The sequence below is a fragment of the Mucilaginibacter sp. genome, assembly GCF_039921305.1.
In the GTDB taxonomy this organism is placed as follows: domain Bacteria; phylum Bacteroidota; class Bacteroidia; order Sphingobacteriales; family Sphingobacteriaceae; genus Mucilaginibacter.
The window spans coordinates 67429-92918 of the sequence record NZ_JBDSCA010000039.1 but is presented as its reverse complement, the minus strand read 5'-3'; the positions used below and the strand labels follow the sequence as shown (position 1 = coordinate 92918).

Genomic DNA, 25490 nt, shown 5'->3' with positions numbered 1-25490 from the left:
CTCATTACATCAATATTGCCATTGTTGTAAATATTCAACATAACAAGGCTGTTATATTGGGATGCTGTTTCAAAACTATTGTATTATATCGGCGGTTTGTGATGATAGTTTATCCGGATTTTGTAGAATATTATCATAGGTATTTAACCCGACTTAAAATAAGCGGGTTACAGCATCTACATACCAGATTAACGATCCGATATTTAATACTACCTAAAAGTCCTCTGGGACTTCAAAACTGAGTGTTTCTTTGGTTTCCGGATGTACAAACTCAAGATAAGCCGCATGAAGATATAGTCTTTCCGAAGCAGTACCATATAGATCATCTCCAACAATGGGTGCATCAAGCCCTTGTTCATGAGCCGAATGCATGCGCAATTGGTGAGTTCGACCTGTAAGAGGCCAAAAATGGACTTTGGTTGTGGTTTTATTTCTCTTGATAACTTTCCATAGGGTGATGGCTTTTTTTCCAAATTCAAAGCAAACCAATTGCCTTGGGCGGTTATCCAAATCTCCGCGTAAAGGAAGGCTGATCTCTCCCTCCTGCTGTTCAATCACTTTAGAGAGTAATGCGGTGTATCGCTTAATTACGGTTCGTTTCAAAAATTGCCTTTGAATATCCTTGTGTGCCTCTTTAGTTTTGGCTACTACCAAAAGCCCGGAAGTAGCCATATCCAACCGATGGATGATAAGTGGTTCGATGCTCACGAATGCGGATTTGAGCCGGGTATAAACTGAATCCTGAATTTGGATTCCCGGAACTGACAATAATTCGGCAGGCTTATTAACCACTACAAAACTATCATCTTCATAAACAATTTCAAGTTTCTTGCCCTCGCCCAAATTGTTTAAAAGTGGGTTTTCATCTACGGTCATTCCTTCCAACATATGCTCCAGGATGGGCTTGCATTTTCCGGTACAGGCCGGATAAAATTGTTTGTGCTTCCTGATCTCAGACTTTGGAGGTGCCCCCCACCAAAACTCGGCCATTGCAAGTGGTTTAAAATCGTTCAAAAAAGCGTATTGTAAAAGTTTGGGAGTGGCGCACTCGCCTGCGGCCGAGGGTGGTTTCCCAAAAACTGTATCACTGAATATAGAATGTAAACTTTTCTTTTTTAAGTCCTTATTTAAAAATACATACTGTTCAAAAAGTTGTTGTTGTAAAGCAGCCGATCTTTCCTTGCGTTCTTTTTTCAAAGATTCAATCTTATCGTCAAATTGCATCATCTTTAATTGGATAGCATCCAAAAGTTGTTTCTGCTTATCCAACAACACATTCAACTGATGTTTATCGTGCAAACTATGCCTGATCATGTATGCTTCAAATTCAGCATAATCATGTTCGCCTAAATTGATTTTGCGCTCTTCACGAAGTTTTTTCCGATTTACTTTATTGTTTTTTAGTTGCTCTTTAAAAGAAGATATTTCTTGATTGGATTGGTATGAAAACTTTTCAAAATCATCTTTCAGACTTCTGTAATTTTCATTCGATTCTATGAATTTGACCTGATCGTTGATGCTATTAAGTATCTCCTGCTCCTTCAGGAAAAAACTATCCTCGATAAGCATATCAAAAACAGGCGGAACAAACATGGGATGATCATTCGAGCCAGCCAGTTTTCCTGAAAAAGCCGATAAATAGCCCAATTTCTCATTAGTATCTTGAACAACCAAAACGCCAAACATTTTACCAATAGCAGTTCCCTGCTGATTTTCTGTAAGCCCGAAATTATGATCCAGATCCGTTTGAGTTTCCAAATAGTGCTGCAATTCAGCTGTTGCTATTTTTGTTAATGGATGTGGTTCATAAAAAAATGGAAAGGTAAACCGCTCGGGTAACGCTACACCATTAATAGAGCTATCAGAAAAATATGAAATGTTACTTTGATCGCCGTTCCTCAAGTTTTTTGTATTGTTTTTGACTCTGCGAAATTATAGATATTCCTTGAATTAGGTTAAAGGAAATAATGTAATGCTGAGAATAGCAATACACATGGGTTAGCAGGGTTAAAACAAAAGCCGCAAGCTATTAGCTTACGGCTTTAAATCATTTTTCGAAGGTTGATATTTATTCTTTTATCAGCCCGCGAGAGATTAGTAAAGGTTTTATCTGAGGATCTTTACCACGGAAGTTACGGTACATGGTAGCTAAATCCTGACTATTACCACGTGATATAACCATATCGCGGAAGCGTTGACCATTGGCACGGGTAAGGCCGCCATTCTCCTGAAACCATGCGAAGGCATCATGCGCCAACATTTCCGTCCACGAGTAAGCATAGTAACCGGCCGCATAGCCATTACCCCAAATATGAGCAAAGTAAGTAGACCGGTAACGTGGCGGCACTTGCGGCAGATCAAGCCCGGTTTTGTGTAATGATTCTGCTTCGTATTGGTCAACATCCTTTAAAGGAGCGTTAGCAGGTAAATTATGCCATTGCAGATCAAGGTTATGAGCAGCCAGGATTTCGGTAAATGAATAACCCTGGTTAAATGTAGCAGCCTTGTTAATTTTGTTGATCAATTCCTGCGGCATTGGCTCACCTGTTTTATAGTGTATGGCGTAGTGTTTGATCACCTTAGGATCCATTGCCCAGTGTTCGTTAAATTGAGATGGAAACTCTACAAAATCGCGCGCTGTAGCCGTTCCAGATAAGGTTGGGTATTGCTGACTGGCAAACATACCGTGCAAAGCATGCCCAAACTCGTGAAACATGGTACGCACATCCGAAGCGCTGATCAACGCCGGCTGGCCGGGTGCAGGCTTGGTAAAGTTACACACGTTGTATATAACAGGCTTGGTTCCCAACAGTTTTGATTGATCAACCATGTTACTCATCCAGGCCCCGCCACGTTTGTTGTCGCGTTTAAAATAATCGCAATAAAATATGGCCAACTGGCTACCGTCTTTGTCAATTACATCAAAAACGCGTACATCTTCCTGATAAACAGGCAAATCTTTCCGTTCTTTAAAGGTTAGTCCGTATAACAGGTTAGCCGCGTAGAATACGCCATTGCGTAACACATTATCAATTTCGAGATAAGGTTTGATTTGGTTTTCGTCCAGATCAAAACGTGCCTTGCGCAATTGTTCGGAATAAAAATTCCAATCCCAGGCCTCAACTTTAAAGCCACCTTTTTGCTCATCTATAAGAGCCTGAATATCGGCAGCCTCTTGTTTGGCTTTAGCAGTAGCCGCAGGAACCAGCTTACTCAAAAACGATTCAACCGCAGCAGGAGTTTTAGCCATTTGATTTTGTAACTTCCAGGCCGCATAACTGCTAAAACCAAGTAAGCTCGCTTTTTGCGCGCGGATCTGTGCCATACGTGCGATGGTTGCACGTGTATCGTTAGCATCTCCCCTTTCAGTACGGTTGATGGATGATTCGTATAATTTTTGACGCGTAGCGCGGTTGGTTAATGATTGCAGATCGGGCTGTTGCGTGGTGTTCTGTAACGAAATCAAATACTGTCTATCATGCCCGGCTGCTTTTGCATTGCGTGCAGCCACTTCAATAGCGGCGTCGGATAATCCTGCCAATTCTGATTTATCATTTAATAATACACCGCCAGCTTTTGTTCCGGCTAATAACTGGCTGCTAAATTTAGCGCTTAACGATGCTTCTTCCTGATTGAGTTTTTTAAGCTTTTCTTTATCCGTTTCAGATAAACGTGCACCGGCGAGCACAAAGTTTTGATAATAAACCTCTAATAATCGTTTTGATTCCGCATCCAGCTTTAGCTGCGCACGCTTAGTATAAATGGCTTCAATGCGTTTAAACAGCTTGGTATTTAAATAAACCTCATCGCTGTTAGCAGCCAATTTAGGAGCTTCTTCTTCTTCAACCTTTTGTAGTTCAGGGTTGGTATATGCACCTGCCAGCACATCAAAAGTTTCCTGAACACGGGTGAGTAAAAGACCAGTTTTTTCCATAGCTACCAGCGTATTCGCAAACGTTGGAGCGGCTGGATTATTAGCGATTTTTTTAATTTCTTCGAGCCGTTGTTTCATTCCGGCTTCAAAAGCGGGTTTGTAGTCGCTGTTTTTGATCTTATCAAAAGCGGGCGCATGCAAAGGCAAATTGCTTGGCGTGAAGAATGGGTTAGACGGATCAAGCCCGCCGTTTTGGGCAAAAGCAGAACCTGTTGAAATGGTTAACATAACAAGCAAGGGTAAGCGGTAAGTATATTTCATAAATAATTTAATAATAGTACAGAGTTGTTTTGTTAGCAGTTATAATTGATGTTTTGCCAGTACCTTTAAAATAGTACCATACAATATCTCGGTGCCCAAAGCTAAGTCTTCATCAGATGAATACTCCAATGGGTTATGGCTGATGCCATCTTTACAACGGATAAATATCATTCCATAATCGCAGGCATAAGACAATGCCAAGGCATCATGAAACGGACCGCTCATTAATTCGGGAGCATCTAAGCCCTGAGTTATTGTTTCTTCTTTAATAATATCTTTTATCCAATTGGCACAATAGCGTGGTTCGCTATTGGTATCTTCGGATATTTCGTAAGTGAGTTTATGTTTTTCGGCTGTAGTGGCGATCAAGTCACGAACTTGTTTTTCGTAAGCATTCCGTCTATCCAGATCAATATCTCTTAAATCAAGCGTAAAGGTTACCCCTTCGGCAATAATGTTACGTGATGCCGGGAATACATCAATTGTAGCCACTGTACCAACTGTTGGAGCGCCGGGAATTTGGGTAACGATCTCATTCAAACCAACGATGATCTTAGCTGCACCTAACAAGGCATCCTGACGAAGATGCATTGGCACCGAACCTGTGTGACCAGCCATACCTTTCAATTTAACAGTAAGCCACAATGGCCCCGATATTCCAAACACAACACCAATTGGTTTATTACTCCAATCCAATATTGGCCCTTGTTCAATATGTAACTCTAAAAAGCAATGAATACTTCCCGGTTTGTATTCCGATTCTGCAAATTTTGTAATATCGCAACCAAAATCAATCAAAGCCTGTTCACGGGTTATGCCATCGTGATCAGTACGCTGTAATTCACCTTGTTCTAATTTACCTAATATTCCACGCGACCCGAATAGGCCCTTTTTAAATCGCCAACCTTCTTCGTCCGCGAAAGAAATCACTTCGATACTGCGTTCAGGTTTAACGCCACTCTCCGTTAAGATTGTTACAGCTTCAATGGCACATAAAACTCCAGCTACACCATCAAAACGGCCACCGTAGGGTTGTGAATCTAAATGTGAACCCATCATCAGTACAGGCAGTTCTGGTTTGCTGCCTTCAAGCCTGCCAATTAAATTGCCAAAGTTATCTATATGGGTTTTCATACCCGCGTTTTGCATCCAACTTGCTGCAAGTTCAAACGCTTGCTTTTCTTCTTTAGAATGTGCCGGGCGGCAAGTACCTGTCTCTCCTATTTTACCGATCTCGCTCATCTGTTTAAAATGATCGCTTAACCGTGGTGCATTAATCTTCATTCAGTATTGTTTAGTCAGTTATAAGTACCAAGAGTATTATCCCTACAATACATTACTTGGCGGGGATATTGTTAAGCGCACAATTTAGTTACTTTATTTGAAAAGCAGTAATTGGGTTTCAAATATTGCATATTATACCCTATCTATAAAAACAAAAGCTACCCGGTACTAAACCGGGTAGCTTCATTAATAAATAAACCAATTTACTATTTATTGTACAACATGGTCCAGAGGCGCAATATTGCTGGATGAGCCATCGTAACCTTTGTTTTGATTAATATGTCCATTAATGTTCAACTTAATATCAGCATCTGGTATTGGCCACAAAACGTGATATGGTGATATTGTAAAGGTATTTCCGGAGTTTGTAACCACTCCTTTATTATAAAAATCATTCTTTTCGATAACGCGATCGTAAAAGAAATTATCTGTTGAGAAATTTGCTGACGAATAGGTTTTGCCGGTATATGATGCTTTACCAGTTTGAGCATAAATAAATGCCATACGTGCAAGCTCGGCATGGCGTGGCTCTTCCCAATATAGTTCCCTGGCGCGCTCGTCTAACACGGTGCTCATGGTAACTTTTGTAGGATCAGTTAATAAAGCCGCTTGTGCACGTAATCTAACAGTATTCAAATCACCCATAGCACTTGCCGGGTCATTCTTCCATAGGTAAGTTTCGGCTCTTAACAATAGTGTTTCTGCCAAACGGAATACATACCAGTCGGTATTGGTACCGCGTGGCGGACTCCACCATTTATCAACCGCGATGCTACCAGAGCCAATGAACACTTTATAATGTGGCCAGCCAAACCACGCACGAATGGTATCTTTAGCGCCATTCAAAAATACCTGATTTACATTTGCAGCCGTATATTGCTGCAATTTCTGCCCGTACCATGCCGGATCTGTAGCCTTAATAGCTGAGTTGTTATATACCAAATCGGTCATATTCATCCAGTTGCCTGGCGCGTGGCGCAAATCGGTATTATCTGTCCATATGTATTTTGTGGCATATGGTGTGCCACGATTACGCCCAATGCCACGGCCATACCATAAGGTAAGCGGAAATTCAGCAGTTATCGCATCAACAACACCAGGTTTTTTATTAGTTGGTGTTAGGATGGTACCATTATGCCACATTGGTATACAATTACGCATTACCTGTGAACCGTTAGCAGTAGCTCCATCCAAAGTTTCACGATCTAAAACAATGTATAATGCTTCGGTATTAGCAGCTATTGATTTGTTTTCCGGACGATGCAAATCCCATATTACGTTTTTAGAAGCATCGCTGGCTACTATACCAAAACGGTTTGTCATTAAGTGGTATGGGCTACCGTTAATTACGGCATTTAATGCTGTAAGGGCGTCATCAAAAAGACCTAAAGACAAATCAATTTTAGCCAATAAGTGATTTGCCGCACCTTTAGAAACTTCACCTTTATCAACCGCTTCTGTAAGATTTGCAATTGCAAATTCCAGATCGGTTTTCATTTGTTTTAATATCACAGCCCGTTGTGTAGTAAAATAACCAACGTTAACGGTTGTCTCTTCTTTTAATATCAACGGAACATCCCCCCACTCGTTGCATAAACGATAATAACAACGCGCTCTGTGAAAGTAAGCAGCAGCCAATATAGTATTTCGTGCCGCAGTTGTGGGCCACTTTACATTATCAATACGTGAGATAACTGTATTGGCATAATGAATACCATTCCACCACAATTCCCAATAACGGCCAATTTTATTATAGTCATCACTATTTAAATTCGCGGTTGGTGTTATACGTACATTTAGATCCTGTGCTGGTGTGGTTTTATCTGTCGTACCCTCAACGGCAACATCAGAGAAAATAGATTCTGTTAGCATTGGTGCCGAATCCCCAAAAAACTCGATGCGGGCATTCAGGTTCATATAATCAACAGCCGCCTTAAATGCCGCTGGCGAAGTTAAGGTTACATCAGGTGTAAATTTTGAAGGAGCTTCGGGCACAAGTTCTTCACGTTTGGTACAACCGTTGGTAATAATAACAGTCGCTAATATCAGCGCTGTTAAAATCTTTTTATTTATCTTTTTCATATATCACTATTCATTAAAAAGTAACGTTTAAACCCATCGAAAAAATTCTTGGTGTAGGCCCTGCATTCTGCGGGTCCCAAAAATCCCAGCTTGGCGCATAAACTAAAGCGTTATTGGCATTGAAGTATACCTTGGCACTTTGTATTCCTAATTTATTTACCAGCTTTTTGTCGAAGGTGTAACCTGCAGAAACTGTTTGTAAGCGTACAAATGATGATTTGCGCCAAACGTGTATTGTTGTTCCGTTTGAACCTGAATTTAAGCGGGCATAATCGTTAATTGGATTATCAGCTGTCCAGTAAGGCAGTACATACGAGCTTTGACGTGCAAAACCCACACTGCCTGGCTGATTTTTAGCCTGATCAAATTGTGTTAACTGGCCAATGCTCGATACCAGCAAAAAGGAAAAATCAAAATGCTTAAAGAAGTTAAAATCGTTACGTAACGACCAAATGAAATCAGGATTGGTTGAGCCTAAAAACTGCTTGTCGTTATCATTATAAATATGATTACCATCAACATCTTCCAGTTTAAAGTCGCCTGGTTTAATACCAGCACCGGTAAATTTAGCCGCTTCTGTGGTTTCATTAGCTTGCCATACACCTAAAATTTTATAATCCCATACGGCATCAATATCATGGCCTATAAACCAACCATTAGCTTTATCATCGGCTTCTATGGTAGAAGTAGAGCCATCGGCATTAGTAATAGTTGTGGCTCCATATAAATGCACAATCTTGTTCCTGTTTATATATAGGGTACCGCTTGAGTTCCAGTTAAAGTTTTTTGAACTTATATTTTTACTGTTTAGCGCAAGTTCTAAACCTTTATTGTTAACCTCGCCAATATTTGTTAACGATGATGCGTTGATGTTAAATCCTTCAATTGTGGTTAATGTACGTTTAACTATCTGATCGGTAGTTTTTCTATTATACACATCAATTGAGCCGCTTAATCGGTTATTCAGAATGGCAAAATCTAAACCTATATTGGTTCCTGTTGTGGTTTCCCACCTCAGGTTGGGGTTTTGTAATGAGCTTGCATATAAAGCCACATTGTTAGTTAGTGTTCCGGCAACAATAGTAGGATATTTTGCTGTTGTTATTACCGCTAAGGCTAAAGATGGATCGGCTGTTCCGGTTGCTAAACGGTTACCATTTGAACCATAGCTCACACGAAACTTACCATAATTTAACCATTTAAATTGATTGCCTTTCATAAAGCTCTCATCGCTAAATATCCAGCCTAAGCCAGCTGTTGCATATGTTGATCTTGGAAACTGAAGACCAAATGGTGAGAAACCATCACGGCGGATAGATGCACTTAATAAATACCGGCTCATTAAAGTGTAATTTAAACGGCCCATTAACGCGTCGGCATTATAAACACGGTCGTCACTGCTTTCAACAGGCAGCAGGCCTGCTCCTATCTGGTGGTAACCTAATGCATCACTTGGGGTTAAGCCAGAATTGGCTGTGCTGGTGTACCAGGTTTGGTATTTTTCTTTTTCAAGTAGTCCGGTAAAGCTAAAGTTATGTACACCAAAAGTTTTATCCCATGTTAACAAATTATCTAACAAAAATTTATACCGGTTTTCCATTGTACGCCAGGCTTCGCCACCGGCTAACTCATTAGGGTTAGCTACTGGTTTAAATTCAAAATTGCGATAGGATTCAACATCTGGTACAAAATTAAGTTGATATTGGAAGCCAAACGGAAGCTTTACTTTGGCATACAGATTTGCTTGCAATGTACTTTGTACGGCTTCGTTTTGATTATAGTAATTTCCCAAAAATGGATTACGTGCATTCAGCCCGCTGTCATCAGTATCTATCCGTCGAATTGAACCATCTGCATTATAGAAATCACCATATGGCGATTGGTTAATGATCTGGGTCCAGTCTGCCTGGGTATTATCAATTGATTGGTTGCTGGGCCCTGTTGTTATCGCGCCTTCATCACGCATAGCGTATTGGGCATTGAAACCTAAAGTTAGATACTTTGATGCTTTACCTTCAAGGCTTGCTCTAAAGCGATAGTTTTTATACTCACCGCCTTTTATTAAATTTTGATAGTCAACAAAATTTCCCGACATATAATAGCTTAATACATCACTCTTACCTGATAAGCTTGCTGTATAATCCTGACGTTTACCATTTTGGAAAACCAGTTTAGACCAATCAGTAACCTTACCTGCCATGTAATTAGCTTTCTCGTTAGCAAAAAGACCTAACCGGGTAAGCCATACATCAACCGGATCACCGGTAGCACCAGTTAAGGCCATCCATTGTGCCACGGTAACACCATCAGGCAAAGCTCTAGGGTCTGACCATTGGTAAGCGGGTAAAGTTGTATTTGATGCTCTTTGACCATCAGCACGCCAATTTAAAAAAGCTTCTCCCTGGTAAAATTTTTGATCTTTTTGTAATTGTTCAAAACCATAATTAACATTGAAAGTGATTTGAGGCGGACCAGCCTTACCTTTTTTAGTGGTAATAGCTACCACTCCCGCGGCAGACGATGAACCGTAAACCGCTAATGTTCCGGGATCCTTCAAAACGTCAAGCGTTTCAATATCATTTGGATTAATATCAGCCAGTTGGCCTTGGTATACCACCCCATCTAAAACAATTAACGGCGTGGTGCTTGCGGCGAGCGAAGCTTTACCACGTATTAATAAATCGCCTGAGCCACCACCTTTAGGCGAAGTATTCATGCCAACATTAATACCGGCTATATTACCTTTCAACAGATCGGTAACGCTGGCTGGATTTTCATTTTCTAGTTGTTCGGCTTTAACGGTTGCTATGGCTCCTGTAACGTATTTCTTTTCGCGTGTGCCATAACCAATAACTACAACCTCATTAAGTTGTTTGTTATCATCAAGCATGGTTATATCAATAGTGGTACGGCTACCAACAGCTACCTCTTGCGCTGCAAAACCTACACTTGTGATAATCAATGTTGCTTTTGCTGGTGTGCTTATACTGTATTTTCCAGAAACATCAGCTGCCACACCTATAGGTGTTCCTTTAATTTTAACAGCTGCACCGGGTAAAGGTAATCCCTGGCTATCTTTTATAACACCTTTAACAGTGATATTTTGAGCGAAGGCAGATAAGCACCCTGTTACTAAAATAAGAATTAGAAGAGTAATTTGTTTTTTCATAATTTAATTGGTTTTGGTAAAAAACTGACCACCAGATTATTGAGAACCGGTGTAATAGCCATGAAATTGAACCTTGTTCAATTCACTCCAGCAGAATATTTCTGCCGATTAAAAAATATGATCTGTCATGAATTATACTATGAGTTTAATTGGTTTCAACGCTTAGTTGGTGGTGTAAATTTATCGCAAGTTAAATGATAAAAACAAATAAAAAACACCATAGAATGCTGATTATTAATAGTTTAAATAAATTTCTATACGCTTTAAACGCAATCAATTAAAATCATAATAGGCTGAATCAGTGCAGTATTGTAATTAAAGTGTTACATCATAAAAACTTATTATTACGCTTTATTAACAATGATTTTTCTTTAATAAATGGTGATATTATGATTAATGAAGCCCTTAATCTTTGTGTATTTTGTACACAAAGCAGATATGTGTCAATTTGATAATTATTTTTTCGGCGTAAAATGGATTATGCTATACGTTTAGTTAATAAAAGGCAAGCACCTTACGTAAAGATTTAGAATAGGAATATAGTCCGTGAACTATACACCCAGGCTATGTGCATAGCAGTATTAATGTATAGAAAACCACCAATCTCAAGAAAGGTATTGGTTAAGTGATTATTAAAATGATGTTTGGGTTGGTTACTAAAAACTACATGGGTAATGCAGAAACTATGTGGTTGGTAAAACTACCTTAACGGTATCATAAACCAAAAGGTACTACCCTTGCCTACCTCACTATCCACGCCAATTTCGCCGTTATGTTTTCTGATAATTTCGGCCGAAATATAAAGTCCCAAACCTAATCCCGAGTATTTGATCCCGTTACTGTCAACCCTGTAGTAACGGTCAAACAAATGCGGTACATCATCAGCAGAAATGCCTGGTCCTTTATCCGTTACGGTAACACGCGCCATGTCTTTTACTTTTGATACATTCAAATGGATATCTTTCGATTTTGGAGCATACTTAGCCGCGTTATTTACAAAGTTCACTATCACTTGTTCAATCTTTTCAGCATCAGCATAAACAGATAGATCGAGATCGCCTTCGGTAACAATCGTGTAAATTCCTTCGTCACGTACATGCTGACAACAATCGTTTATCAATTGTGACAAGGTAAATTTCTTTTTCTTTAAATGTAATTGTCCATCATTCATATGGCTGGCATCAAGCAAATCTTCAATCAGCGAACTTACTTTTTCCATACTTCTATTGGCCTGGTCTATCAGTTTAGGTAACATGGCCGATGCCGACGTATTCTTCAACCGTGTTAAAAGTTGTAACGATGCCTTTAAACTGGTTATTGGCGTTTTAAGCTCATGGCTGGCAATACTAATAAAATCATCTTTTTGCTGTTGTTGCAGATGCCTGTTGGTAACATCCATAAACGTACCAACAACACCAGTAACTACACCGTTTTCATCATACAATGGCGCCGCGTTAACTGATATATATAGCTTGGTTTCATCATTTTGCTGTACAGCAATTTCATGGTCATAAACAGGCATACCTGTATCCATAGCTATAGCCATGGGATGCTCATCATCAGGCAGCGGCGTTCCATCTTTACGTAGATTTTTCCACTGCGCGTTATAAAAACTTTTATCTGGCAAAAGGCCGTCTTTAACCCCCAAAATCTTTTTAGCCAGCGGATTAGCATAGGTTAAATTCCCGTTAAGGTCAACAATACTTACCCCCTCGGCCATTGTTTCCAAAATACGTATCAGTCGTTTTCGCCCACTTCTAAGTTCAATTTCAACTTCGCTTTTTTGTTGGATGTTGGTTTCAAGCTCCCGGGTTCTTTCTTTAACTGTATTTTCCAGATTAGCATTTAAATGTTGGGCAATCTGCTGGGCTTCTTCCAGTTGTGTATTCTTATATTCTAAAATTCTTTGATTTTCTTTCTGCTCGGTTAAATCTGTTATGATCACACTCATTGATAGGCCCTCATCAAGATCAAGGGTTTTTAAGGATAATAATACAGGTATTTGATAGCCATTACTGGCCATCAGTAGTAACTCACCCTTCATGTCCTTTTCCCATGCCTTAGTTATCAGTACAGGACAGTAATTTTCAAATTCTGATGTTACAAAGCGGCAAAATGGTTGCCCGGTAACTTTTTCCAGGGGTAAGCCTACCAAATCGGCAAACCGCGAGTTACTGTAAACAATATTCATATCCCGGTTAAGGGTAACTGCCCCCTCGGTCATTTGTTCGATAAAAATACGGTAGGTTTGATCGGCACTTTTCAGGGTGAACAACTGATGTTCATCACCATTTTTCACCACCAATGCATCTATCTCACCCGATCGGATAGCTTCAATAATATCGGTTGCCTCTTCCAGGTTATGCCGCACCTCCTGTAATTCTGAAAGTGTGACTTCAAGTTCGTCGGCCAGTTGCTGATATGTTTTTTCACTCCCCATACCAATAATATTATGTTAAACCAAGCCCGCGTAAAACCTTTTCCGTATCGCTCATATCACCAACTAACCGTCTTTTAGGGCCCGGTATTTTTTTGATCAGCATAGGTACTGCAGTAACATTTTCGCTTTGCACCAACTGCGGTTGCTGATGAACATCAATGATATCCAGTTCATAGCGATCTTTCAGATGTTCCTCTAATATCTTTTGAAGATTATTAATAGCACGCACAGATACCGGAGACGCACCCGTTACAAACAACCGCAATACGTAAACCTCTGTATTATCGACATCATTATTCAATATAGTGGCACCAGTCTGGTTCATATATATGTTATGACACTTTCGGACGAATATCTAATCCCACCAGTACTTTTTCTATGTTTGATAAATCACCAATAATTTTCCTCACCGGCTCAGGTACCTTTTTTACTAAAGTTGGTATAGCAAAAATTTGATCTCCTTCGGCCAATTGCGGCTTTTCAAGCAAATCAATCACTTCTATAGTATATTGACCTGCTAAATGTTCTTCGCAATATTTTTTGAGATTACTTAATGCCGCGGCCGACTTTTGTGTCTTTCCGGCTACATAAAGTCTCAATTCATATAATTCTTCCACTATTTTTATTTTTTTTATCCTTAACTGTTTTTATGCTATTATCGACTCCCATATGGCCCTTGCGCATATTTGTCAATTTAGCACGGGTTTGCTCCATTGCCTCTTTCTTAAGCGCTTCTTCAACATAGGCCTTATTCAACTCTTCTTCAGTAGATTCAAATTCCGATTGCAGCTTATCTATTTGTGCTTGTAAAACCCGACGTTTACGTTCTAATTCGCGGTCTTTCCTACTTACCGAATTATTATGCAACACCTGCCCGGTTTCTTCCAGCAGGGCTTGTGCCTCACGTGCAGAACCCGTTAGTACACCAGCGGGGCCAAGATAAACGTTGATCAAATTTAAACCATCATTTGTTATCACAAATTCGCGCACCTGGTTTGAGTGCTTCATTCCGCGCGCCTTCATAATGTATAGGCCTCTGTTACGCTCGCCGTTCAATTCAATATCTTTCAACAGCACCCACGAATCCACCAATGATGATACACCCTCGTCTGTTTGCTCGGTTACAATCGTATTTAAATTTAGAGCAGTAAACATTACAGTAATTTGCTCTTCCTGTAAAAAATCTATCAACCTTACCAGCATAGATTTTACTTCGCTAACCGAACCAACAGTTATTAGATTAGTTATTGGGTCTAAAACCACCGCTGTGGGCTGAAATTTCTTAATGGCTTTATGCATGGCTACCAAATGCATCTCTAAACCATATAGCGTTGGCCGTGATGAGAAGAACTGCAACAAACCGCTATCCAAATGGCTCTGTAGATCCATCCCGATAGAATGCATATTGCGGATAATTTGCTGCGGGGATTCTTCAAAGGCAAAAAACAAACATCTTTCCTTATTTAAACAAGTAGCATTTGCAAAACTGGCACTTATACTGGTTTTACCTGTTCCGGCTGTGCCAGATACCAATATGCTGCTTCCGCGATAGAATCCGCCTTTACTCAACATCCCGTCCAATGAAACAATTCCGCTCGAAATAATATCCGACGACACCGGCTTATTTAATCGTAATGAAGTTACTGGTAATACAGATATTCCCTCGTCATCAATTAAAAACGGATATTCATTAGTACCATGTAACGACCCACGGTACTTAACAATACGCAACCTGCGGGTTGATATTTGATTGATGATCCGATGGTCCAGCAATATCACACAATCCGACACATACTCTTCTAAACCTTGGCGTGTTAACGAGCTTTCGCCACGCTCACCGGTAATAACAGCGGTAACGCCCTTGTCTTTTAGCCATTGAAAAAGCCTGCGTAACTCCGCACGCAATATTACCTGATTACTCAAGCCCGAAAACAAATTTTCGATGGTATCAAGCACAACTCTTTTAGCGCCAATACTATCAATTGCATAATTTAAACGAATAAATAAACCTTCAAGATCATATTCACCGGTTTCCTCTATCTCACTACGGTCAATGTGTATATAGTCAACTTTAACTTTTTTTTGCTCTTGTAATTTATTAAGGTCAAAACCAAGCGAAGCTACATTGGTTGCCAGTTCATTAGCCTTTTCCTCAAAAGCTATAAATACGCCAGGTTCGTTATATTGCTCCGCACCACGAATAATAAACTCCAGAGAAAAAAGTGTTTTACCACAGCCCGCACTACCACAAATTAAAGTTGGCCTGCCGCCTGGTAAGCCCCCAAGGGTAATCTCATCCAATCCATTTATACCGGTTGGCGTTTTAAGCAAGGTTTGGTGTACCACACCATTAATTTGTTTTATTTTTGTTTTAATGGGCATAAATAACAATGTAAATTCTGTCTATCTTTTCTATATAACATAACAATTACCTCCAACATGTGATTTAAATAATTGTTTTTTGAAATAGGTAAATAGATAACGGTTTCAGAAATCTTGGTAAGGTTTCTGAAACCGCCAAATAAAATAATACATTAGTTACTTAAAATAATCCAGTCCATGCTATAACCGGTTCTGTGAACTTACATTATCATGATAGGTAAACCAATTTCTGTTTATACCCCAGCGTTTACACTGGCGCGTATCATAGTTTACTCCAATAGTGAATCCTGATGCAAATAGTTTTACAATAGAATTTTCATTAGTCTGGTTAGTAGGCATTAATTACACCAAGTAAACCAGACTTTAAATGATTGATATGTTATAAACGTACCTAATTCTTTTTGATCTCAACCCTGCGGTTAAGCGCACGGTTATCTTCGGTGGTATTAGGTTTTATCGGATTCCCTTCGCCATAACCTTTGGAACTCATCTGTGACTCTGTAACACCGGCATTTAGTAAATAAATTTTAACGGCGCTGGCTCTTTGCTCAGATAACTCCATATTGTGTTCAGGAGTCCCCTCTGCCGAAGCGTAGCCGCTCAAGTTGAATTTAACTGATGCATCCTTTTTCATCTCCATAGCTACCTTATCCAGCATGGGGTATGATGATGTTTTTAGTATAGCCGAGTTAAACTCAAACTGCAAATTGGTAAAATTATAATCTGGCTTTAAAACAAGTGGAGCCACGGCTACTGTACTTGCCGCAACATCATTATTAGGTTTATCTTTAACAGGCAAAACCACTTTGGTTTGTGGCGGCCCTGGTGGTCCAGGCGGTTTCTGCATTACTTTTTTAGTTTTGCATGCCGATAAACCTAATGCCAGTGCCAATACCGTTACCGGTATATATCTTAATCTTATAAATTTCATGGTTGAATGTTTGGAGTCTAAATTAGTCAGAATACCTTTTCAGGGTTTTCTTTATTCTTAATATTTCCACATTCAAAACACAACTCATTATTTCTCCCGGCTCTTCAAATCAGCTTTAACACTATCCTTAATCCCTTTCTGAGCTTTAGCCATTTCGTGTTCTGCCTTTTTAACTTCGTCCTTTTCGCTCAAAGGCCTATCTGTTTCTAACTTTTGGGTTGGTTTACCCTGATCCTTGTTTAACATGGCGGTTTGATTTAATAAAACAATAAGCCGAAAACATCAGCCTCGTTAAATAAACAAACACCAGTTAATATAGTTTGTACTAATAATGATTGAAGAACCGAATACCCAAATCCTGTTTATTCAGCCATTCAATCCTTTAACCATCAATCATTTATGGCATTGGCTTCAAACCTTCCCATTTCACTTTCCATTTACCATTCTTAGGGAAGCCTGGATTTTTCACCTTGTTACCATCCCATCCTGCGCACATCAGCGCAACAGCACTTAACAAGCCACCGTTACCGGGAAGATAAATACGAAGCCTGCCATCCTGGTAATTATGGCCGTTTATCAAATAGGTATTGGTATGCACATTCATAAATAAAGCATCAATAGCCTTTTCGGGCATACCCAAACGCGTAGCCGTCATGGCCGTCATCGGGAAATCCCAGCCCCAGGTATCCTCCCATTTCCAGTTTTTCCAGATGTAGTTAAATGTTTTTTTCATTACCACTTTGTTCAGCATTTTACTCTCTGGCAGCATGCCAAACGTACCAAATACCGAAGGATGATCGGTAATATATCTTGGGTTGGTATAAGAGTCGGTAGCGCTCTCAGTAGCAAGATATAAACCTTTTTGCTGTGGTAGTGGCGATAATTTCTTCATCACATCATCCCATTTTACGTTGCGGGGTAAGCCAAGCCTTTCACGCCATTTTTGAGCCGTTGCAAGGGCCCAGTTCCAATAAGCAAGTTCGTATGTGGGGTTATAAGTATCCTCGGCTTTAAAGCGCTCTTGCGCGGGTATTAAGCCTTTACCCAAAACGTATCTGCCTTTGGCGGCATCATAAGTAGCAAACGATGCCATAAAATCAGCTGTTTCAAACACCAGCTTACTGTACTTGTCTAAAATTTCTTTAGTGGGCTGGTCGCGATAGCATAATTCCGCAAAGGTTATGTAATGCGGCTGCTGCCAGATCAGCATAGCCCCTATAGAAGATGGACTTTCATTGCCTTTATTATCCGTCATCTTCGGCCAACGTACACCCTCATAACCCTGGCGTATGGCAATGGCTTTAGCTCTGTCTTCAATCTTATCATAATAGCTCATGCTTCGCTCTAACAGATCTGGCCTGCCCCATAGCGGGAAATGCGCCGCATGCCACCAATGCATTTCCAGGTGTGGCTTACCATACCAGCTGTTATAGGTCAATCCGGTTTCTTGCGGCGGGAAATCGCCGGCACATTGTATCTTAGTTAAATACTCTGATAGGATTATCCGGCGTTCCAGTTCCTTGGCTCTTGGATCGGTACTGCCTGCAAAATCAACTGCTCCGCCCCTGCTCCAGAATGATTTCCACCCGGCAATGCTATTGGTTTTTACATCACCGAATAATGGCGTGGCTATATGTTGTTGTTCTTCACTAAAGCCACAGCTTAGTTGGATATTGTCTGAATCTTTATCAGGAGAAACAATAAAATAATGTGCCTGCTTCTCATTAATAACAGCCTTACCACTCCAAACCAACGAAGCATAATACAAAGCCGAATCCAATTGATGGCTAATTACAGCATGATCATCACCATGCGAAACAATAACTGTTTTATGCCTTTCGGGATTTTTCCAGTTATTGCCAACATCTGTCCAGTCTGCAGTCGGGTACGGAAATCTTAATCTGATCTTCAATCTACCCAGCCTGATCAATCCCGATTTAACAGATGTAGAAACAATATCCTTTTCCTGATGGCATACCGTCAATACCTCAACCGGAATACCCTCAATTGTAAAATCACTTTTTATCTCGCCGGTCCATAAATTCAACACCTGGTGAATATTCTGAATATCCTTAACCGTTACCGGATTGCCATTCTTTTTAGTTATTTCCAAACCCAGGTTACCTAATTCTACCCGGTGCACATTCTGCCTGAACCATAGCGTTGCATCCTTCCCGCGCAAAGGCTCTTTATTTTCAACAACATAGCTCACTTTACGGCCCTGCTGATTATAATATTTATAAGTTTCTGACAATTTATAGCCCGACGTATCCTTAAACGAGTCCCACCCCCATTGTGATAAGGTACCCAAAGGAACTCCTTTTTGATACGCTTCCGGGAAAGTTTGCAAACCCGTAGCATCAACCGTAAAAGCAAAGGCCCCATTACCAACCGATAGTGATGATAACGAATCAATCTTTTTAACCACAACATTATGCCTGCTTACCACAGCCATTCTGTTAATGGGCTTTTGTGCAAAAGCCTGCCCTGTAAAAAGGGCAGGCAACACAATTATTAACCAATTTTTAACCGTATTATTTTTATACATGTGTAGTACCAAGCTATTTCTTAATTCCTTTATTTGCCAACTCATTTAAATATCTTTCCAGGTTACTGTAACCATCTTTGCCAATAACTTGTGCATCACTACCCTTTTTAGGGTCAAGTTTGTGGCTAATTTCCCAATCATCCGCTATTCCGTCACCGTCGGTATCTTTTGGTGCAGTACCGGCAGCCATTTCACCCTGTCCACCCGCATCGGCTTCGGTTTTGAATATCTTACCTTCTTTACCTATTGTTTTTAGATAACCAATAATGCGGGTATCAACAGCATCACGATTGATAGATGCCCCCGCTTCCTTCATTACTTTCTGATAAGCAATAACGGCTTCGTCAATCTTAACATTGCCTTTAAAGTTAGGTTCTTTCATTAGCGTAGCACCTTTAACCGAATTTGAATCAACCAAAATAGCCGGCTTAACTTTCTTGCTTACAAAATCCGAATCAGATACCCTACGACCATTTAACACGCCATCCTTATCCATATCCACATAATTGCCTTTGTGATAAACATGATCTGTAGAAGTGAACATCCCCAAAAACGCATGCCCAGAGTTTGGCCCGGCTATAAAGTAATTACCAATCACATCCTGAAAATGATCGGCGCCTGAATGCCCGCCAACTAAACCATTAACGCCCCAGTTATAAATAACATTGTTTACAAACTCAATACCCGCTTTAGCTTTAGGATTACGGCTGTGATTATCTATCCATAAACAATGATGTACCGTAACATTATGCGGATCTTCGAACAAAGCCCCAAAACGTTGCGGGTCGATAGGCTCGCCAATTAAACAATATTGTAAAGTAATGTTGGTTGTACCCTTAATGTGGAAATTATCCCAACGCCCCCATTCAACGGTAACGTGATCAAATATTACATCGGTAGCATTATCAGCAACAACGGTACAAGCTCCCCTTGGCATAGTTATGCTTCCACGGAAACGCATATATCTAACGATGTCATTGGTTGAAAAGCCAACCTTGTTACCATAAATTACTATACCATTACCCGGCGCAGTTTGCCCGGCAATGGTGACTTTTGGAGCAACAAGTATCCCCTCTTTGATCTTGATCACACCGCCCAGGTCAAATACCACAGTACGATCCGCTTTACTAACCGCATCTCTAAAAGAACCTTCACCGGTATCATTCAAATTTGTAACGTGGTAAATAGTGCCGCCCCGGCCACCGGTAGCAAACCGGCCAAATCCCTCAGCACCCGGAAAGGCCAATTGCTGAGCATGTGTTAAAACTGCAAAACCACTAAAACATAGTGTTAGATAGATACTTTTAAGCATTAGTATAATTTTATTATTAAATGTTTAGATGTGTTGTATGATGTGTTAATTGCTATTTTAAGTACCTTATAATTATTTTCATTTTTAGTAGTACGATCTAACAAGCCATCAATAGTCATTAGCCTATATATTTATCTACTCGTTCTAACCTTCAATATCAATTAATGACAAGAGTATTATTCATTTAAGTCCCGCCAGCAACTACCATTTAAATGGTAAATACCAATTTGCCTTGTTAGATAAGCGTGCACGCACCGTAGCAGCATCAGGGCTACCTGTAGCATCAAATTTGGCACCTATTTTATTAGCCAGGTAATTTGGATCAGTTCCGTATCTTTTCAAAGCAATACGCAACAGATCAGCCCAGCGATAGCCTTCATATGCCAATTCGAGGCCATCTTCGTCAATAATTTTATTTTCAGTATCAGTAACCAGGTTGGCCGGATCAAATGTTACTTTAGCATCAACCGCCCGGCCTCTTATCCCAATACTACGGTACCATGGCCCATTTATACCACCGGTAGGCTTTACGGGGTTAAAATTAAACGGATAAACATCAGGGGCGCCATTATATTGGTTAGGTTGCCCGTTTAACCCGGTATACACACCATCATTGATCAATACACCCGCTAACATGCTACGGCCCAATTGGTTTATGGCTTCGGCATAACGCAAATGCAATGCGCCGGCCCTATACATTACCAATATACCTGTAGTGGTACTTAATGGCAATAAAGGGTTATAAGTAGCCAGGTATTTACCAACTTCAACTTTGCCGCCGGTTATCCGGTACGATGCATTTAAACCACGGCGATCACTCAAACCACCATCGCTACGCACCTGGTTATCCCAATTATTAATAGCCAATGCTGATGGCTTAAGCAGGTATGATGATGTTGACGAGAACAGCGGAATAAACGGATTGGTATTATAAGTTTGATCTAACGGTAATGTCCACATCCGCTCACGGTTAGTCTCAGGCTCGGCTAATGGATTATAAAAGATAGACATCCACGGATTTATTGTGCCTATGGTTAATAGCGTATTACGCCCGCTATTGTCATTAGTTACCCGATAAGTATCATATAATTGGATATCATAATCAACACTGTTAGTTAGCGTACCGGCCGTTTCCATAACATCTTTATAGTAACTCGCGGCAGCCAGATAATTACCTTTCCAAAGATTCAGATCGCCTAAAAAGCTTCTTTTATGAATAAAGAATTTAAAAACACCATCTTTTAATACGTAAGTACCAGAAGGAAGCAACAATGTAGGGCTTGTTACCGATGTGTTTTGAGTAAGATAAGGTTTAGGTATAGCCTCGGTAAAAGCGATTAGTTTATCCAATAACTGGTCAAAAGTAATTTTAGGAAACTGTGCTTCGTTATTCAGATCATTTACCGTACTAACCGGCTCGGTAATGTAAGGTATATTGCCATAATGGATACCCAATTGCAAGTACAACCAGCAGCGTAAAACACCAATATCACTATAACGTTGGTAATATTGATTATCATCCAACAGCTTATTATTGTGCATGATGGTGAAATTTTTCAATGCATCATTACAGCTATTAATTACTTTGTAAAACGGTCTCGGGTCGGCATACGGGTTGTCTGACGTAACATTGTGTACATTTAACTGCTTCAAATAATTGTTAGCATTTGGTGTAATATCCAGCAAATCGCCACGCAACTCATTCAATATAATGTACCTATCGGCCAAACCTATAAACTGGCCATATATACCTAATACTGCCGCATCGGCATCGTAAACATTTTGGTAAACCTGGCTGCCTGTTAACGAGTCTTCGGGTTGTATATCATACATTTTTTTGCACGATGCTAAGCTGATGCATATCACCAACAAAAATGCTTTTTTAATTAACCCGGATAAATTCCTATTCATATATACTAAATTTCGTGTTCTGTTATTGTTAATTACAAGCCTATACGCACACCTAACTGCATTGAAGTAACCATAGGTTCAAGTCCGATATCAACACCGCGCGAAAATGCACTGCCTAATGCACTAAACTCTGGGTCGTACCCTAAATATTTGGTAACCGTAAACAAATTATTCCCGGTAGCATAAACCGTTGCCGACCGCAGGAAATTACCTTTAAGTGGCACGTTGTAGCTTAATGATAATGTTCTTAAACGCAGGTAAGAGCCATTCTCTATCCAACGATCAGAGAAGCGCGAGTTTGCACCAGGGTCACCGTATGATGCACGGGGCACATCGGTTACCTGCCCGTCAACCCTCCAGCGGTTAACCACAGCCAGAGTTTGGTTTCGCACGTCAGATAATGATTCCAGGTTAGCGCGTGTACTGTTATAAATATCGTTACCCAAACTAAAAGCGAACATCGCGTCAAGCGACCATCTTTTATACGTGATCCTGTTACTATAAGCGCCTATCAAATCCGGATTAGGGTCGCCAATAACCTGCCTGTCTTTCTCATCAATCACCTTATCGCCATTGGTATCAACAAACCTTACATCGCCACCCTGAAATGCCGCTGTGTAACCCGAGGCCAGTTTATTGGTTAAACCCGAGGCCGAAGCTTCGGCATTACTGATATATATACCATTGGTTTTATAGCCATAAAATAAATTAGCAGCCTGGCCAACCTGTGTTATAAAAGTGGCACCGCCGTAGCTTGATATAAAGCTATTACCATCGGGCAAAGTGGTTACTTTGTTACGGTTAGCAGATAGGTTTAAACCCATATCCCACTTAAAAGCAGCTTTGTTAATTACCCTTCCGGTGATATCAAGCTCAATGCCATTGTTGCGCATACCACCGCTATTGGTAATGGCATAATTAAAGCCGGTACCGGTATTGGCATATTGATAGATCAGCATTTTTGATACCTTATCGTTATAAACATCAACACTTACATTTAAGCGGCCATTCATAAAACCTGCATCTAAACCAACATTCAATTTGGCTACTCCCTCCCATTGAACACCTGGGTTACCAATTCCACTTGGCACTAATCCTTGCCTGCTTAAAAAGTTTTGCGAAGTGTATAAACTTTTTGAATTATAATTACCTATATCATCATTACCAACCAAGCCGTAGCTTGCGCGAAGTTTTAACAGTTCGATAAGGTGGTTATCGGCCATAAATATCTCTGATGATACCAACCACGATGCCGCCACCGATGGTAATACCGCATACTTGGCACCATTAATTCCTAAAGCGCCTGATATTTCCGGACCAAATCTAGATGAGCCATCAACCGCAAGGTTAAAAGACAGGAAATACTTGTTCATGGCATTATAATCAACATTGGCGTAAGTATTTAACCAATTCCATTTACCTAAGCTACCGCCAACTATACGCGTTGCGTTGTTTGCGCCTCCTAAACTCACAAAGTCATCACTGGCCGTATTAAAGCCATATCCATAGTCCGATTCACTATCGCTCCGGTTATACCTGAAACCAACATTAGCCGCTACCTGGTTTGATTTATTAAACTCATGATTATACTGTAAACGGGTATCGGTATACAAGCTAAACAAACGTTGTACATTGGCAAACGATACATCGTTAGCTACAAATGAACTGTAAGTAATTGGCGCTATGCCGTTTGACGGATAAAAGCCATTTTCACGTACTTTATCATAAGTTAAGCCCCCAATAGTTTTAAGTGCGAATTCCTTGTTAAACTGGTAATCAAACGCAACTGAGCCAACAAACCTGTAATTACGATTAAGTTCCTGGATCTTATTAGCAGCCGCAATTGGGTTGCTTACACCAAACGTATCGGCTTTTGCAATATTGGGGGATTGTATACCCGTACCGGATATCTGATAAGGAAACATGAACGGAGCTTTAATCAAACTCAGATACAATGGATTGGTATTATAAGCCTGCCCCTGATCGCGCAGATTTTGCTCACTCTTTGCAAATGCCAGGTTTACTCTGGAAGTTAATTTCCGCGACAGGTTAAGAGTAGCGTTAAATCTTGATTCGTAACGGGTTAAATTGGTATTATTAGTTAATCCATGGTTACCCAGATAGCCTACAGATAAGGCATAAGTAGCAATATTATCCCCACCGGTAACTTTCATATAGTAATTTTGGCTCGCGCTGCTTCCCATTACCTGTTTTTGCCAATCAGTATTTTGATGATAGGTATAGTAATTAGGATTTGGATTATCATTAAAGTAAGGTTGCGCCTGTATTTGTGCATCTGTTACCCCCGGGATAGTTTTCAATACATCGGCCAAATAAATTCTGTAATTATCGGCTCCCATCACCGGCAAGCTTTTTACGCTCGCGTTTATACCACCATAGGCGGCAAAATCAAGTCGCGTGGCTACATCTTTTGCACGGCCTGTTGTAATTAATATTACGCCGTTACCACCGCGTGTTCCATAGGTTGAATTTCCATCTTTAATCACAGTAATGTTATCAATATCTTTCAGATCGATATCAGCAAAGTGATTGGTTACGTGACCTGCTATAATTGATTTCGCATAATTGTTATTATCGTAAATAATACCATCAACCACTATTAAAGGTTGTGTGGTGGCATATAGCGAGTTGTATCCCCTCAATAACATATCGGCACCAATATCCGGCGTGCCCGAGCGTCTTACCACATCAAGGCCAGCAACACGGCCTTGCAAATAAGAGTCTGGAGTTTCCAAAGCTCTGTTCCATGTTCCCTGAGTGTTAATTGATGTTACCGCGAAAGGAACCTGATTTTTAGGCACAACAGAGTATGGCAGCGTAGTTAAATCATATTGTGATACATATCCTTCTTCAAACAAACTTATGTTAACACTGGATTTTCCTTTCAAGGCAACAACCTTACGTTGATAGCCCGGGCCAGAAACCGTAATAACCGCATCATAATTGGTCACATTAATTTTAAACTGCCCTTTATCATCTGTTAAAGCAGCAGAATATCCTCCTACGCTAATGCTGATGCCGGCTAATGGTTTGCCCGTGGCTCCCTCTTTAACAGTTCCATTAATAACAATTTTGGCTTTAGTTGCTAAACCTATTTTGGTACGGGTTAACGAATCGGCTTGTTGTGCATGCAGTTGCGTTGCCGCGACAGACACCATCAGGCTTTGTAGTAGTAGTATTTTTACCGATTTTGTAAAAAAATGCATATAGGTAAT

15 protein-coding genes are annotated in these 25490 nt (G+C 40.3%); all 15 read right to left on the bottom strand.

Annotation, left to right across the window (positions count from 1 at the left end; all coding sequences use genetic code 11):
* Nucleotides 1-213 precede the first annotated feature (213 nt).
* Nucleotides 214-1758 carry a pseudouridine synthase gene (locus tag ABIN91_RS10850; RefSeq protein WP_348051119.1) on the bottom strand — a complete coding sequence of 515 codons (1545 nt, stop codon included), beginning with the start codon at nt 1756-1758 and terminating at the stop codon, nt 214-216.
* A 310-nt stretch (nt 1759-2068) separates the two neighbouring features.
* A complete protein-coding gene (gene dcp / locus ABIN91_RS10845) occupies nt 2069-4195 on the bottom strand; it encodes a peptidyl-dipeptidase Dcp (RefSeq protein ID WP_348051118.1) in 2127 nt (708 codons plus the stop codon).
* Between the two features lie 39 nt (nt 4196-4234).
* Entirely contained in the window at nt 4235-5479 is a 1245-nt protein-coding gene (locus ABIN91_RS10840) for a M20 family metallo-hydrolase (protein ID WP_348051117.1), read from the bottom strand.
* A 210-nt stretch (nt 5480-5689) separates the two neighbouring features.
* Nucleotides 5690-7561, bottom strand: a complete 1872-nt coding sequence (locus tag ABIN91_RS10835) for a RagB/SusD family nutrient uptake outer membrane protein (protein ID WP_348051116.1) — start codon at nt 7559-7561, stop codon at nt 5690-5692.
* Nucleotides 7562-7574: 13 nt separating this feature from the next.
* Nucleotides 7575-10730 (bottom strand): SusC/RagA family TonB-linked outer membrane protein, encoded by a 3156-nt coding sequence (locus tag ABIN91_RS10830; protein ID WP_348051115.1) that lies wholly within the window; start codon nt 10728-10730, stop codon nt 7575-7577.
* Nucleotides 10731-11430: 700 nt separating this feature from the next.
* Nucleotides 11431-13170 (bottom strand): ATP-binding protein, encoded by a 1740-nt coding sequence (locus tag ABIN91_RS10825; protein ID WP_348051114.1) that lies wholly within the window; start codon nt 13168-13170, stop codon nt 11431-11433.
* A 10-nt stretch (nt 13171-13180) separates the two neighbouring features.
* Complete coding sequence (locus ABIN91_RS10820; protein WP_348051113.1) at nt 13181-13495, bottom strand: circadian clock KaiB family protein; 315 nt, start codon at nt 13493-13495, stop codon at nt 13181-13183.
* Nucleotides 13496-13502: 7 nt separating this feature from the next.
* The gene (locus tag ABIN91_RS10815; RefSeq protein ID WP_348051112.1) at nt 13503-13787 is read right to left on the bottom strand and encodes a circadian clock KaiB family protein; all 285 of its coding nucleotides are present in this window, start codon (nt 13785-13787) and stop codon (nt 13503-13505) included.
* Nucleotides 13771-15552 carry a circadian clock protein KaiC gene (gene kaiC, locus ABIN91_RS10810; protein ID WP_348051111.1) on the bottom strand — a complete coding sequence of 594 codons (1782 nt, stop codon included), beginning with the start codon at nt 15550-15552 and terminating at the stop codon, nt 13771-13773. Before kaiC ends, ABIN91_RS10815 begins: the two co-directional genes overlap by 17 nt.
* Nucleotides 15553-15943: 391 nt before the next feature.
* A complete protein-coding gene (locus tag ABIN91_RS10805; RefSeq protein ID WP_348051110.1) occupies nt 15944-16483 on the bottom strand; it encodes an OmpA family protein in 540 nt (179 codons plus the stop codon).
* Nucleotides 16484-16570: 87 nt separating this feature from the next.
* The gene (locus ABIN91_RS10800; protein ID WP_348051109.1) at nt 16571-16729 is read right to left on the bottom strand and encodes a hypothetical protein; all 159 of its coding nucleotides are present in this window, start codon (nt 16727-16729) and stop codon (nt 16571-16573) included.
* Nucleotides 16730-16880: 151 nt separating this feature from the next.
* On the bottom strand, nt 16881-19031 hold the full coding sequence (locus tag ABIN91_RS10795; protein WP_348051108.1) for a hypothetical protein: 2151 nt from the start codon (nt 19029-19031) through the stop codon (nt 16881-16883).
* Nucleotides 19032-19044: 13 nt separating this feature from the next.
* Nucleotides 19045-20343 carry a hypothetical protein gene (locus ABIN91_RS10790; RefSeq protein ID WP_348051107.1) on the bottom strand — a complete coding sequence of 433 codons (1299 nt, stop codon included), beginning with the start codon at nt 20341-20343 and terminating at the stop codon, nt 19045-19047.
* Nucleotides 20344-20544: 201 nt separating this feature from the next.
* On the bottom strand, nt 20545-22254 hold the full coding sequence (locus tag ABIN91_RS10785) for a RagB/SusD family protein (RefSeq protein WP_348051106.1): 1710 nt from the start codon (nt 22252-22254) through the stop codon (nt 20545-20547).
* 32 nt (nt 22255-22286) lie between these two features.
* A complete protein-coding gene (locus tag ABIN91_RS10780; protein WP_348051105.1) occupies nt 22287-25481 on the bottom strand; it encodes a SusC/RagA family TonB-linked outer membrane protein in 3195 nt (1064 codons plus the stop codon).
* Between the last annotated feature and the right edge of the window lie 9 nt (nt 25482-25490).